A 15,688-nucleotide genomic window follows, 5' to 3' on the forward strand; every position below is an offset into this window, starting at 1 on the left:
GACTACTGACTACTGACTACTGACCATTGACCATTGACAAAAAACAAGTGAATTGCTATGGCTACACAATCTCCTCCGTTGCTTTCGATACAACCACCCAAAGATGTTTCTTTGGGTGAAATTGAAGCGGAACTGCGTCAAATTTGGCAAAGCTATGGTGAAAACGGTGATTCGCCCAGTGCGATCAGGGCAACCACATTTAGTTTAGTGGTTTATGAACCCGAAGAAACCCAGCAGCTCTTAGCAGCACTGGGATATTATTCCGGTCCAATTGATGGTATCCTAGGCCCGCGCATGGTGGCTGCTCTCAAGGCAGCACAGAAAGCCTACGGATTGGAAAGAACGGGTAAAGCAGATGAGGCGACTAAGGCAAAACTACGGGAGGAATACAATGAATCTGTCCAGAAGGGACAGACTCAGAAGAAGTTAGAGTATTCCGGTGATTTAGAAGGATTTGGCATTGCCGATGCGATCGCAGCCTCTAACCCCTGTCGCATTATTGCCCTTTGTCCTATTGCCGGAGAAGATGAAGGGGTTAAGGCTCAGGTATCTGCCTCTTGCCCCATTCAAAAGCAAAGCCAGAGTACATTAATATGTTGTGAATACATCACCCTAACTGGCACGGCTGCTGCGTTGGAACGGATTAGCGGTGTCATTTCGGAATTGATGTTACCAGAACTGCCGAAATTCCTATGGTGGAAGGGAACTCCCGATCCTAATTATGGGTTGTTCCAACGCTTAGCAGGGCTAAGTAATACCGTCATTGTTGACTCAAGTAGCTTTAACAATCCAGAGGAACAGTTATCACAAATGTGTGAGCTGATCAATCAGGGCACACCAGTGGCTGACCTGAATTGGGCACGGTTGGCAGCATGGCAAGAGTTAACCGCAGAAGCATTTGATCCACCAGAACGTCGTGGGGCAATCTACGAAGTTGATCAAGTTACCATTGATTACGAAAAAGGGAATGAGGCTCAAGCACTGATGTTTCTGAGTTGGTTAGCATCTCGCTTAGAATGGCTTCCCACGTCTGATCTCAAAGAAGGTGGGGATTACGACCTGCGGCGTGTTAAATTTATCAGACCCAACCAGCAACCTGTAGAAGCAGAATTGGCAGCTATCCCCGTAGCTGATGTCGGAGATGTGGCAGGTGATTTGATTAGCCTGCGCTTGGGTTCGACCAACCTGCAAGCTGATTGCTGCACTGTATTGTGTTCACAAACCACTGGTTGTATGCGGATGGAAGCTGGTGGTGGTGCTCAGTCTTGCCGCATTCAGCAGGTATCGCCTTTATTTGACCAGAAGACAGAGTTTTTGCTCTCTCAGCAATTACAACGCTGGGGTCGGGAGATGCTATACGAAGAAAGTATGGCAGTAACCAAGGAAATTTTGAAGTTGACGGTAACAAGTTGAAGGTTTGACAGAAGCGTTGAAGGTTAACAAGTTGCACGTTCAATGTTGAGATCATAAACTTTAACCTTAAAACCTTAAACCTTCAACTCTTCAATGGCTTTAATCATCGCTGGTGAACGTAGTGGGGTGGGCAAAACAACAGTTACGCTCGCCCTATTGTCGTATTTATCCAAGTGTAACTATAAAATTCAATCCTTTAAAGTCGGTCCGGATTACATTGACCCGATGTTTCATCAGCGGGTTACGGGACGTCCTTGTCGGAATTTAGACCCAGTATTAACCTCTGAAGATTATGTTAAAGATTGCTTTTATCGCCATTGCCAGGGAGTAGATTCTGCCCTGATTGAAGGGGTGATGGGGTTATTTGATGGAGCATCAGGAAAGGATGATTTTGCCAGCACAGCTCATGTAGCGCGGCTGTTAGACATACCAGTGTTATTAGTGTTGGATTGCTCTCGGTTATCTCGTTCCGTGGCTGCGATCGCATATGGCTATCAATCCTTCGATCCCAGGATTACCATAGCTGGGGTAGTTTTGAATCGAGTCGGAAGCTCACGCCATTTGGAATTGCTCAAGGATGCTCTCGAACCGTTACACATTCCTGTATTAGGAGAGCTACAGCGTCAGGATAATATAACTATTCCCGATCGGCACTTGGGCTTGATACCTACTGCTGAAATTACTCAACTGGATGCTTTGATTAACCGACTTGCTGATCTAGGACAGAATTGCTTTAATTGGGAGCATCTTCACTTAGAGTTGAAGGTTAAGAGGTTACAGGTTGAAGGTTCTTCGGAGTTGAAGGTTAAGAGGTTACAGGTTGAAGGTTCTTCGGAGTTGAAGGTTAAGAGGTTACAGGTTGAAAGTTCTCTAGACAACCTGCAACCTACCAACCTTCAACTTGTAACCTCTAATAACCGACCACCTGCTCTAATCCGAATTGCTGTAGCATGCGATCGCGCTTTTAGTTTCTATTACCAAGACAATCTCGATAGTTTGGAACAGCTAGGAGCAGAGTTAGTGTATTGGAGTCCCCTCACCGATACCACTTTACCTCCTGATATACAAGGGATGTACTTTGGTGGTGGTTTTCCAGAAGTTTTTGCTGAGCAACTCGCCGAAAATACTAGTGCGCGAGAGTCAGTGCGAACAGCTATAGAGTCAGGGATGCCCACTTATGCTGAGTGTGGCGGATTGATGTATTTGGGGGAGCAGATTACAGATTTTGACGGGAAATCTTGGTCAATGGTAGGGGTATTACCCACGGTTACGGTGATGGGAAAATCCCTTACTTTAGGATATCGACAGGCAACTGCTTTGGTCGATGGACCCTTGTTACCTGTCGGAGCAACGGTTTGGGGACATGAATTTCATCGCTCCCACTTGACAGTCATGCCCTCCAATCCCTTGTTTGAGTTACGGGGATATAACCAGAGAAAGGTTGGAGTTGAAGGTTGGCAAGTCTATCAGCTCCATGCTTCCTATGTTCATCTCCATTGGGGTAGTTGTCTAGAAGTTCCGGTTCGATTTTTGCAATGCTGTCAAATGTGGTGTAAGAAAAAGAATCAAGCAACGTCCTGGCTGAGTGCTGAATCCGGTCGTTGATCAACACGAATCCCATCTTTGAAGTTCACTGCTTCAATCACCTATCTGTGTCAGGTTGTTGATTCCACCTGGAGTTTATGCATTATCCAGGATGTTATTACCTTTACAGCTTTTCTCGACTGTCTTAAACTGCTGGCGACCAGCACCCTTGACTAACTGAACAGCAAACTGGGATGCCGTAAACACAGGAGGTTTGTCTAAAGCACCTTGAGCCTGTAGATTCTCGATCAGGTCATTCTTAATTTGATTAATATCTAGTACACCAGAACTGAGGGTGTCACATCGAAAAGTAATAGGTGAAGTAACAGCATTACCACCATTCTCAAGAATCTGCTCCCCAGCTGTATGGCCACCGATTCCCAAGCCACGTAGGGCGACTTCATAGTCGGGCGCATTAATCACCCCAAAATTTAGCCCCTCCGGTGGTTCAGTAAAATCGATCCTCTGGGGTACACCATTGAACAGACAGATCAGTACATTATTGGAGACACGATCCATACGCAGGAGCGGTAAGACGTTGGTACCTTCCTCATCGCTGTAGGCAGTAACTTCTAACCCTGGCCAGCCACTGACCACAGCAGAGCGCAATAACACTCCAGTAAGGGTACCTCCCACTGCCGCCTTATCAACTGTAGGCTTAGCCCGCAGCTTAGCACGCACATTATGCTGTGCCAAAGCAGCAGCTTGTACAGTTTCTTCAAAAGTGGTAAGCACCTGTACATAATCCTGAGTGGAACCAAGAGCAATGTTAACGGCACCGTCAATCAGGCGATTGGTCCAGTTTTGGTCAATATAAAAAAAGCGAATTGACTCAATAGGCAGCATAGCTGCATCAGGTACTAGGTACTCAAAGGGCACACCATAGAGGAGGATCAAACGTGCTAGCCACTGAACAATGTTATCGGGAATGGTAATTGGCGGAGGAGTATCAGCTTCAGTAGCCTGTGTAGACAGCTTGACCGCAGCAGTAGGCAGAGGAGTATCAGTTTCAGTAGCCTGTGTAGCTAGCTTGACCGCAGCAGTAGATACACCTACCGCTTTTCGGTACACTTTGAGTAATTGTTGGTGTCCTTGGGTTGAGTTGTTCACAGATTCTTCTCTTAAAGCATCTTGGATTTGGTCTTCCAGAAGTAAGGACTTAGGGGAGTGTAGGTCTAGACCCCACAAACTCAAATCCTTACTTTTTTCTACATACCACTCACTACTAGCCTGACAGGCTTGTGTTTGTGGGTGGGATGGTGTTGCGCCAATCCCACCTGTTGACAGAGCCCTAGGTATCTTCAGTCAGAGGATGCTGCAGGTGTTGAAACAATAGATGCAGAGCATCGTTGCCAGCAGTAAGTTGACTCTGCCATAGGTTAGAGTCAATCACACCAGGCAGCTGACCAGTAGCTTGGTCACGACAATGATGAGGTTGAACTAGATTGATGCGTTTAGCAGGTGTCGAGGTCTGAGCTTGGATGCTGGCTCTGGGCTGTGTAGGAACAGTAACCATTTGGCTAAGCAGATTCATGGCCGAGAGCAGTATGGGAGTAACCTCAGTTTTGGGAATTTGCCCCATTTGTAAGGTTGGCTGGATTGTTAATTGCTGAAGGTGTTCTTCTGCTACCGCACCATGTTGTTGCTGGTAGTAATTAAGCCGCCACTCAAACAAAGCACGGGCAAAAGCTGCATCCGAAAGAGCCAAGAGCTGGCCAATTTGCCAAGCACTAGCAAATGCCATATTGAACAGACCAGTTTCTGGGTCGTAGCGAATTGCTCGATCGCTAAAGAAATACGGTCCTAGCGTATCAGGCTTAGTGGGGACTGGTGTCAACGGACCACGATACCAAGAAGTCGTTACCTCTCCAGTTCGGGTGGTGTTTTGCAAGGGAATATAACCAATTTCCAAGGCTTCCTGAACAGCAGTTTGTGCCTGTTGCGTTACCGAATCACCCTCAGGAGATGGAAAAGCTGTGTGGGTAGGCTGCAGCAAATCAATACCACCACGCTCACAGAGGTTTTGCATATAGTACAGAAAACTACCTCGCGATGCTGCAGCAGTAAAAGCCCATCGCGCTAAAACCACTAAGCGGATCTTGGTGAAGTTGCTAGGAATACCTGAGTTTCCATGGAGATGATCCTGGTGTCCTTCAAGAGATACCAAAAAACAAATATTTTCAGCGTTAGTTTTGGGCAGGCGATTGCCCACTACGACAGAAAACCAACCATCCTCTAACATGTTCAACACTTCTTTTTGATCCGTGTTGACCTCACGCACATGAGCTAGAAAAGGCAACTCCACTAAGGATGGTGAAATTGCTTGGAAAACCCCCAGATCCAAATCCACTGCCAACAACTGGCTGTTCCTTTCCTCCTCAGTTAAATCAGCCGCATCAATTAAAGTGGGGGGTAAAATGCTACCATCACCAGGATCGATCAAATCGTTTACTGTAATAGTGATAGGCTGAGTACCGTTGATTTCTTCAGGGTAAACGGTCAGAAGTGCCAACCAAGGAGGTACTGTACCATCAGCATCACCACGACTATTAGTGCTGCCATCAATCGTACGCACCCACGGTAAGGTACGGGTACGCAGCACTACATGACAGAGAGATTCCTCATAATTACCCACCTCATTTGCAGGTGGATAGACAGATTGCAAATCCTGGGGTGGCAGGCGAAAACGTGGCCCAGTCACAACAAAGGGGGACTGGGTACCGAAAAGGTTATTATCAGGCTGGGATTTTAGATTTTCTATAGTCTGCTGAGCCAAAAACTGATAACCACCAGCTTGCAAGGGTGGTTCAGCAGCAGCATAAAAGCGCACTTGACCTGGCTTGAGGTCTTCGTTGGCGGTGGCGAGGGCGATATTAGTCATAGAGATTATTACTTATGGGCGCTATTAGTCGTAGCTAAGGTTATAACGAAAAGCATCGTTGGTAGGTTGGTTAGCTAGGTGATCGACAGTTGACAGGTCTCTGGGGGGATGTGGCTCAGGGTATAGGTATCACCAACCAGCTCCCCAGCTAACCCAGACTGTTGCAACGCTTCAGCAGTTTGAGCAAAACCCAAAACCCCTTGAATATCTTCAGTACTCGCACTCGCTGATGGACGAATTAGGACTGCCAACTGGGCAGAGACAGTCTGAGGTCGAGGGGGTACATCATACAAGTAAACTCTTAAATCGCCTATTTCTATAGAAGGAACAGATACGACAGCCTCCTCTGCATAGACCGGATTAGCCAGTTCCTCAGTCCACAATAACTGAATCCGAGGCATAGTACTGCCCCGCACGATTATAGCAATACTAACAGGACTGTTATGGAACAGTGTTTCAACCCAACCCGGTAACAATTGCCCAGCACCCCCCTGTACCTGGTTAGCCTTGAGCACTGTGTTCGCTAACACCTGACCACGACGCTGTCGCTTATGAGGTCGCGGTGGTGCCTGGGTGCGTATCACGCAGCAATCACCCATAAAGTAATACTGGTTAAGGCGAGTCCACTCACTATCGATATGCCAACCACTGACAGTATCAGCACTACTAACAGTGCCAGTTGCAACCAGTTCTTCGGCGATCTCTGGTAAAACGTGGGAGTTAGCCTGACACGGATCAACGACGACATGCTGGATCAGTTCCTGACTCTCGTTAAAACTTAATAAGCGTAGCGGTAACTGACCAGTGAATGTGACCTCCTTGGCAGCATTTGTATTCAACTTAAGCAGAGCAGTGGCACCTGTTGTTATTGCTACCTTAAGACCTTCTTCGCTATGAGTAGTCCCAACAGGTTCACCTGACTGCCACTTGGCGCGAGCTACGGGACGGGTAACATTATTTAATCGTCGTGTCCCTTTACCCAAACAACAACACCTTGTACCAACCCGATAACGACGAACAGTACCAATCACTTTGCTCTTAGGATTTCCATTACTCTCTCCAACCGTAGCTAAACTACGAACCTGTGGTGTCGGCCGTAGACTAACTAGAGTAGCCTCTGTTGGTACCTCAGCAAGGTCTACTCCAAGGGGTGCGAGACTCGGTGGAGACTGATATACATTAGCCACATTAGCCTGCAAAACCACCAGACTAGGATTATTCAGAGCAGGTTGGCCCACGGCACGTAGAGCAGCCAGCATCCCATTGCGTAGAGGAATAACATGCACTAGATCCATAATAGTGTCAGAAATTACTTGAGCGCGCATATTCTGGCTGGGTAACGTCTTGGCTATGTATTGGGGGGTCCAGGTAAAAGGCAAGGGTAACGGACCGAGATCCACATATGCCAGGGTAGAGAGTGCTATAGGACCAACAGGAACATAAGTTAATACCTGGGAACCTGTAAGGGTGATGCCCATAATACTATTAGGAATAGTTTTCGCCTCAGGCACACCATTCGGATCGAAAGCTGTCTTTGACCAGAGGGCTCCTGGGGCACCATTCCGTTGTGTGGCTAGCTGGATACCTCGTGCATCCAGATTCACCGTTTCCCAAGTTTGGGTGCTGCTGTTCAATCCTTGTAAAGTGATTTGGAGCGGACTAGTGATGGAGGGCTGAGCCATGGGTTGAATACCCACACCTGGGCCACTAAACGTGGTCGTACTGCCGCCAAAGCTCACAATAGTGGCAGGTATGACAGTAGTAGCTTGCAGGACAAACGGTGATTGGATGAACCAACCCAGATTCGGATAATCGTCCACCAATCCCTGTTTAACCTGAAGCTTAAGTACTGTGTAAGCCTGAGTCAGGGGCGTGGTATTCGCTTGTAGCTGCAACAATTGTGGATGGGGGGCACGCTCGACAAGGCCCTGTGTACTTTGCCCTTGATCGGTCTGCAGAGGCGGCAAAAAGTTTTCCTGGAAGCTGTCCCAACCTAAAGGCTGGGAACTGGGTAGAGATTGATTGGTGTCCCCAAAGGGAATAGTAAAGGAAATAACATACCAGTCCACGCCTACTTCACCTGCAATAGGAGGCCCCCACATGTGGAGCTTGGCACCAATTTGAGCACTGAGGGTAACCCTAACTCCAGCAATTGTGACACTTATGGAGGCTCCTATTGATACATGACCTTCTAGATCAAAGTAGAAGGGCTGCCACTGAATCAGAAAATTCACGCCAGCGTCAAACCAAGCGCGTAACGGGCCGAGCTGGAACAGAGCCCGTAAGTAACCACCGGCCATGATCGCTGAAGGAGTCAGAGCAAAGTAGGCACCACCATCAATGATTAGGGAACCAACACCCAGGTTTTGGGGCCAGTTAAAGCCCAGTCGGGGCACTAAGGGATACTGCTCTGGAACCTTGAATGCTGGGTTATAGCCCCCTAAGGTGATGACGAAATCTCCAGCATACTCACCGCTGAACCACAAGAAAGCGGCAAAGCCACCTGTGAGACGACAGTCTGGAGCAAGCAAAAAGGAATTGGGGGTTAGCTGGGCCCGCGCTGAGAGGACACCGTCATCTGGGTGAAAAGATACCAACAGACCCAGTTCCACATAGGCCAAAGCAGCTGATGGCGATACTGCTGGAGGAAATGATGCGGAGCTGACACCAATGAGATCAAGAGCAAACTCTTTGCCAAAACGCACCACTAACATGGCAAAGGTGCTGAGTAGTTCATAGGTGGTAAATTGCAGACCAGCAGCAACCCAGTATTGGCCAATTTCTGGATATACCACCTCTGATAGTTGTGTCAGAGCTGATTCTGGGGTAGCACTATCACCGCCAAATACTGAGCTACTCACCGCTCCCTGTACCAGAGGATAAGTATTGATAGCTCCTGGTTCTGGTAACTGCAGGTTGCGGTTATAGGCAAAGCCAGCAGCAATGCCCGTGATGAAAAAGGCTGGATCAGGCCCAAGGGGAATATTGAGGTTAACGAAGATAAAGAGGGAAGGAGCCTTCTCACCATCAGGTTTATCTTGATCCACTGGCACCAGTGCGTAGGAACCTAAGGCCATTAGCGAGAAGCTGGCTGCCTTAACCATGACTGATCCATCATAACGTAGGGGATTGTCGTTTTTCAGAAAGCCACCAGAAAGAGCCACAGAGCCACTTTCAAAGGAGACTTCCAAGCCAGCTAAAGCCAAACTGTAACTGTCAAAATCTAGCGGGGTGGTAACAGGCACTCCGACTTTAAGCCCCTCTAAGCCAACATACAGCCCTGCCAGGGATACGCTGCCATCAAATAACATGTCGAGCAGCTTATCGCTCTGCTCCCAGCCCACCCCGATCTTATTGGCATGTAAGGGGCCGAAGCTGCGCTGTACAGGAAACCAGAGCTCAGTAGTGCTATCACCTTCATCATTGAACAATTCTACATAGAGATGCTTGACATAGGACGTGCGTACAGAAAACGAGGGATTGGTAGCAGGATTCTGCTTATCTGAGGAGCCTTGTGGAGTTGATTGAGGAGTACCAGAACCCAAAAGATTTTGGGCAACAGGGTTGGCTGATTTTCCAGATGCAATGTTAGGCGCTAGGGAAATACCGATCTGAGTGAGGGTAACTCCACCCCCATAAGATTGGACAGGGTCAGGTTTGCTGAAGTCGAAGGTGATCAGGCCCCGAGGCTGTATAGCCCGTAAGCTAAATCGGCTGAGTTGAACTAGGTTTTGGTTCTGCTTACCGTGAAAATCTAGACCAATATTGACTAGTTCTAACAAGAGATTGCCGAAATCTGGTCCTTCAGTGCTGATGGGAAGATACAGGGCAACGCCCCCTTCTAGATTGGCATCACCACCGGCATTTTGGATCCACTCTGTGTCCTCGTCTCCAAGCTGGAAGGTGATATAGGGGACAGCTTTCAGCGTTAAGTCAGGAACCATGACCCGCACACCAAAGTAGTTGTCCATACCTTGCCGAGGACCAAGCCAGATGCCACCTTTGCTACCGATCTCGATCAGTTGGAAGGACTCAGCCAAAAGTGCACGCAGGAAGCCTGCCAGAAATTTGGGTAGGGTGAGAGCCTCCAGATTACTGAGACTGTTGAGCATGTAGAGGTTATTGGGACCTTCCTGCGTCAACAACTGGGAGGCGATGAGGACATTGCCCGCTTTCGGACCTTTACCTCCAGGAAATAGGGGTTGATCTAACCACTGACTGACTCTAGTTTGATTGAGCACTATGATCGACAGATAGCGAGGCACAATATTAATCAGGATAGATTCCAGCCAACTGATGACTGCACTACCATATTGCGAGGGATCGCTTTCACTAAAAAAGGTTGGCAATAGCTCACGATAATAACGGCTATTTTTATCTGTCTGACCAGCAGGATCAATGCCTAGAACAAGCGTCTTCGTTTCAGTATTGAATCGCAGACCTAACTTCGGACCTGTATCACCTTCCAAAGCTACTAGAACCGACAATTGGAAATTGAGCTGAGGTTCAAAGTTTGTCACTAAAGTACCATCGTCCTGAACTGGAATACCCACTCCAGTAGGTTCAAAGTTAATCAGCAACTTACTGCTAGCAGGTAGATTGAGTTCTAACCACAAACCAACCTGCCGCGTGTTATCTAAAGATTGAACACCTGTAACTAAGGTGATCGGTACTTTGTCAGATGGCCGATACTTGATCAGACCTGCATCAGTGCTGACACCATCAAAATAAGGGCTGATAAGTCCAGCCACTGCTTCCACCGTGGCTGAGGCATTGTCACTAGACAAGCGAGCGCTAAGCCAGCGAAGAGCATCTGTAGCAATCACATCAGCTCCCTTGTCACTGTTGCTAATCAGAGTATTAACAAGTCCAGCGACATCCAAGGCAGTACCCGCATTTCGTAGGTTGGTAATAAATGATGCTGTATCGGAACCAAGTCTTGATAATTGATCAAGAAGTTTGTCGGTGAGTTCCCGCAACAGAGCCTGAGCGACTTGCTGAGCTGCCTGTACTACTAATGTCTGCCAACCCGGGAAGGGCAAAATTTGAAATAGCTTTTTGGTTTCTCCTTCCATTTGACCCGCAGAGAGCAAAAAGCCTTTGTCATAACCGCCTTGAACCAACAGCGTCGTACTATTGGTCACCTTACCACTTACCGCAATGTTGCCAGCAAATCCAGGCTGAAAGTTGGCTCCGAGGGATAAGGAGAAAGAAAGTGCTTGTAGGGAAACATTGTTGACCAGGGACAAAGGAGTGTTGTCTGAGAGACCAGGAGTAATGGTAAATAATTCTGCTTGAGTGTCAGCTACTAAATCGATCTGCTGGCCATAGGGTAAACCGAAAATGCGGGCACCGTTAGCAATGGGTTTAATACCAATACCATTGCTGGCTTGGGTTTCACTGACTGTTGCCAAGATGCGACTGAGCGTGGCAATGTTGAGGTGGCCATCTTGACCCAATACTGCATCTCCCAGCAACCAGCCAAGGGGATCCTTAAATAATCCTAAGGGTGATTTGGTGTACCAATGGCCATTGGTATCTTCAAACACGAGGCCAAAAGCGGAAAGGACAGTTCGTGCCAGCGGATAATTGGTTAACAAACGGGCATCCACTACTTGGGTAAAGAAAGTGGATAGGGCAAAGGTGGGTGCCAATACCGTAACCTGATCGATGAACTGGTTACTGCTGAAGGGGTAGAGAGTCAGGGTCTCTGGCATTGGCTGGCTACCGTCACCCCAGGCTAGGTTGATGTTTAGCTCAGCTTCGATCTGGTCAGCAACTGTTATGCTAAGGGCTGACATTACTGCTAGTTTGACTGGTGGGCTGTATAGGCCGAGGGTGGCAGTGAGCTGGTGGGTGCGCAAATCGAATTTGAGATTGCCGTTAACTGTAAGGATGTCACCTAGAGTTGGTAGTTGATCCTTGAGGATAGAAAGCTCAATGACGGCCCCTTCTGATACGGTTAGTTGCACGGGACCGACAGTAATTGGATCTGTCTGGGTCGCTAAGGCACCCATCAGCGCTGAAGATTTTGCTTGATCCTGAATGAGAGCCGTAAAGCGATTCTGTAGTTGTTGCGATGGATTGGCAATAATAGCTACCCAATCGTAGAGCCGAGGTGCATAGGCTTGGGCTGATGGTTCTACTAATTCTAGTGCTGCTAAAACTTGCAACAGGGGTTCAGGAATAGTGGGTAGCGTAATGCCAATAACAGCTTCTAGCCAGCTAATGGCTTGGGCACGGGTCTCAGGAACCATGAACAAAGCTGTTCCTCGTTGTCGGAAGAAGCCCAGCGGATCGGCCAGCATCGCAGTCCAGCCAGCGGTGTCAATAGCACATTGAGTCTGTTGATCATTGAGGGGTAGAGTGAGGTTGATCAAGCTCAACAAGTCATAAGTCAGTTTGACGGTGGTGTGGCTCAACATTGGAGTCAGCAATTGAGCCATTGCCAGGTTGACGACGGCATAGAAAGAGACCTGGAATTGGCTACTGCTTCCTTGCAACTGCTGCAAGTCAATGGTGCGATCGCCATTTTGATCACGAATATTGACGACCACTTGCGGCTGTAATGCCAGGTTACCTGAATCGAGAGCTACTTCCAAACCAAAAACGACTGAAATCAGCTGGCTATCATTATCACTACCATCATTGATCGGCAGTGGCGACGAGGGAGTGAGCTGGCTTTGTAAGCGAAAGCTGGGTAGAAAATCCTGTGTCGGCACAGAACCCGTTAGGCCAACTTCCACTATCCGCAATAAGAGTTGGGTATCGGTGGCAACATCACCGAGCGTAGCTTGTACCCGCCGTTGTAGACCAAGACCTAATGTCTGACCAGCATTGAAGGTCCAAATCGCCAGATCCAGATCCCCCGGTAATTGTACTGGCACAGCGAAGGGTTGAGTGTAGCTACCACTGCCAATCACTGTCGGTACCTGGGCAGCACTGTCAACTGACCAGCCTAGTAGAGCCATAACGGCTTCAGTTCGCTGTGTATTGGCTAGCAGTGCATTCAGTTGTTTTTTAATATCCCCAATTGGATCAGAAAAACTGTTTGGGGTCATCACTGGCATATCTTGAGGCCACTGCAGACCGCTAGGCACAAAGGGGGTTAAGTTGGGCAACAACCCGAAGATAGCGTTCAAAGCCAGACCAGGGCGGCTACCCGTACGGTATACCGCTATACCCATCAGTGCTACAACAATGGGAGCAAAGGTAGCTGCTTGCTTTGTGACGAGTTCAGCAAGGGAATCACTATCGCTTAACTCCATGGGCTGGCCCACTGGCAAATTGTTGCCATCAACAATGACTGCTGGCTGACCCGCTTTCAGGTTCCATTCCCAGGCTCCATAAGGCGACCAGAACCCATAGAAAGCTAACTCAGAAATACTAACTGCAGCACCAGCGACAGTGGGAGTGGTGAAGGTTTGAGGCAAGCTTAATTGTGCACCAAGACCAGGAAAGATTTGCGCGACTAAGGCTGAGTTTGTTGTGGGCAAATCGAGGGCTAGAGCTTGAACAGTGATGGCTAAGTCAAGTTCAATACTACTACCAAAGTTAATTTGGGGAGCAAGCTGTAAACCCAGCGTCAGGCGGGGTATATCCGGGTTGCTACGATCGATACTAACCGCCAAGGAAGCAGGCAAGCTCTCATCCGTCAGTTGAATTAACCAGGGATCACTGAGGCTTCCCTGTCCACCAATACTAATGGCGGGTCTGTTCGCGGTGTTCAGAAGGTTACCTAGCGCCTCTAATAAGTAATAAAAAGGCACTTTCCCCCCAACATCACTGCCAGACACCAAGTGCCTATAGTAACTAGCCAGAGCCGCCACTGGGTCTTGGAAAGAATCGATTAACTGACTAGCGTTGAAAGGTGGTGTCAAATTACTGGGCCAGGTCACCCCTGCCGGAAGATCTGGTGGAAGAACCCCCAATAGGATAGCGGCCTGATGACCATAACTAGATTGATCCGTCAGGCCAAAAAGCTCCTGCAGGGCATTGTCAATCAGTTGGTAGAGTTCATTAATCGCCTGCTCCACCAATTGACCAGGCTGGGTCAGATCAATCCTGTCATACTCTCCAGTGGGAGTAGCAACATCTACCAGTTGGAAGGCCGGAACGACTCGCAACCCCCCGCTACTACTGTGTAATACAGAGACTCCGCCACTCAAGCTGCCAAAGCGGTAACTATCCTGATCAATCGTACCCTCAAACAGGGGATCCCCACTCGTCGTATTGGTTAGGGCAAACCCCATTGCCAACTGCAAAAACTGGGTGCTGACACCAAACTGACCACTGGTGGAGAGAGAAAACTGAGCCAAGTCTACCTGTCCCTGAACCACGATCTGAACGGGAGTAGATCCCAATTGCTTCCCCTTGCCAGCAAAGTGAAACCCAGGTAATAGATAGCGTGTCCCCACAGTGTCTACATTGCTGACTGCGGTCAATGACAGGGTTCCAATTGCATCATCACTGAGCAACACTACGCTGTAGGGATCGGCTTGAGTGCCACTCCCTTGAACTTCAGGTGACTGGTTGCCTAGCAAACTGGAGATCGCATTCATCCAGGTGGCAAAGGCAGACTCAGTATTCAGTAGGTCGTTGAACCAATTGATAAAGGGAGTACCCAGAGAGCCACCCGATTGAGCTTGGGATAAGAGCAAATCCCAGCGCAATAGAGGCAAACGCACCTCGCTGTTGGGCACCATGGGTGACAGCCCGAAAATCGGCAACAAGTAGGCAGCCTTGCTGTCTTGGCCTAAAAAACGCTCCAGAGCAGCAACAAACAGGGTAGAAATCGTTGCCAGTAACTCTGGAGGGGTAATTTGGGCAATTTCACTCAGGTTACGATCGGCTGGAGCCGTCTCAGTAGGTAGTTGCAACTGCTCTAACACCACCGATAATTGGATGACAGGATCACCCAGCACATCAAGCAATGCCGAAAATTTAACGCCGTTAAAAGACAGTCCCTGTTCATCAAGGATTGGCTGGTTATCAGCACCACCCACAAACGCACCCATGTTAAGGGGATAACCCTGCTGTCCTAAAACCAAGTCCAGACCGTTATCACCAATTTCCAGGAGGGGTAACAGTCCCCAAACCCTCACATCTATCTGACTCGGTCCCTTGCTCGGCCCAGAAGCACTGGTTCCAAAATCCCAACTGTGCAATACACCAATGCCAAATATCTGATCCTCAGCAGGATTGTCTTGATCTTTGGGGTAGTTAACCAAATAGAAACCTGTCGGCTGATCAGTTTTAGGGTTAGGAATGGGGTTCCAGACACCAAGAGCCCCCAAATCCTGAGATGGAATTCCCAGTTCATTGGCAGCAACTTCTCCTAACAACTCAGCCAGCAAAGACGCAATCGTGGCACCATTGGTTTTGAGATTCTCGCCAGTAACCCCCAATGGGTTCTCAAACCAGGTTTGGTTCAGCTGATAACTATCCTGCTCATTGGGTACGGCCTCAAGAAGACCGATCGCGACGCCCAGTTTGATCAGAGCGGGTGAAATTTTCGAGCTATCAAAACCATCACTCCCATTGTCAGAGTCTTGCAGCACAGCCAGCGCATTGGTGGCAAATTCTGCAGCTGCTTCACGAGCTTGGATATTGTCCAGACTTGTGCTGAGAGGGACAACATCAGCCTCCAAGGTTCGTATTTTCTGAGCTGTCGCTACCATAGGAGTTACCTTTTCTGAAATTGTTAATAGGAGTTATAAGCGCAATGCGAGCATTGCTCTGGGAAAATAGCTGATACCCAATTGCTTGAAAATTGCTTGAAGTTAAATTTTTTGAGGTATGCCCCGTGTA

The 15,688-nt window shown here is 48.4% G+C and carries 5 protein-coding genes; 2 read left to right on the forward strand and 3 right to left on the reverse strand.

Features of this window, described 5'->3' with window-relative positions; all coding sequences use genetic code 11:
• Positions 1 to 57 precede the first annotated feature (57 nt).
• Positions 58 to 1,413 (forward strand): glucose-6-phosphate dehydrogenase assembly protein OpcA, encoded by a 1,356-nt coding sequence (opcA, locus tag F6K53_RS11405; protein WP_293068933.1) that lies wholly within the window; start codon positions 58 to 60, stop codon positions 1,411 to 1,413.
• A gap of 93 nt (positions 1,414 to 1,506) precedes the next feature.
• Positions 1,507 to 3,018 carry a cobyrinate a,c-diamide synthase gene (locus F6K53_RS11410; protein ID WP_293017379.1) on the forward strand — a complete coding sequence of 504 codons (1,512 nt, stop codon included), beginning with the start codon at positions 1,507 to 1,509 and terminating at the stop codon, positions 3,016 to 3,018.
• Positions 3,019 to 3,093: 75 nt separating this feature from the next.
• Here the strand turns inward: F6K53_RS11410 and F6K53_RS11415 are convergent, their stop codons facing one another.
• The 3 genes from F6K53_RS11415 to F6K53_RS11425 form a co-directional block, all read right to left on the reverse strand.
• Complete coding sequence (locus F6K53_RS11415; protein ID WP_293017380.1) at positions 3,094 to 4,191, reverse strand: hypothetical protein; 1,098 nt, start codon at positions 4,189 to 4,191, stop codon at positions 3,094 to 3,096.
• 97 nt (positions 4,192 to 4,288) lie between these two features.
• Positions 4,289 to 5,878 (reverse strand): hypothetical protein, encoded by a 1,590-nt coding sequence (locus F6K53_RS11420; protein WP_293017381.1) that lies wholly within the window; start codon positions 5,876 to 5,878, stop codon positions 4,289 to 4,291.
• A gap of 74 nt (positions 5,879 to 5,952) precedes the next feature.
• Positions 5,953 to 15,558 (reverse strand): DUF6603 domain-containing protein, encoded by a 9,606-nt coding sequence (locus tag F6K53_RS11425; RefSeq protein ID WP_293017382.1) that lies wholly within the window; start codon positions 15,556 to 15,558, stop codon positions 5,953 to 5,955.
• Positions 15,559 to 15,688 lie beyond the last annotated feature (130 nt).

The organism is Moorena sp. SIO4A1, assembly GCF_010672065.1.
Classification (GTDB): Bacteria; Cyanobacteriota; Cyanobacteriia; order Cyanobacteriales; family Coleofasciculaceae; genus Moorena.

Coding starts and splice junctions, on each gene's coding strand:
- opcA (WP_293068933.1), top strand. CDS start 58: ATGGCTACACAATCTCCTCCGTTGCTTTCGATACAACCACCCAAAGAT.
- F6K53_RS11410 (WP_293017379.1), top strand. CDS start 1,507: ATGGCTTTAATCATCGCTGGTGAACGTAGTGGGGTGGGCAAAACAACA.
- F6K53_RS11420 (WP_293017381.1), bottom strand. CDS start 5,878: ATGACTAATATCGCCCTCGCCACCGCCAACGAAGACCTCAAGCCAGGT.
- F6K53_RS11425 (WP_293017382.1), bottom strand. CDS start 15,558: ATGGTAGCGACAGCTCAGAAAATACGAACCTTGGAGGCTGATGTTGTC.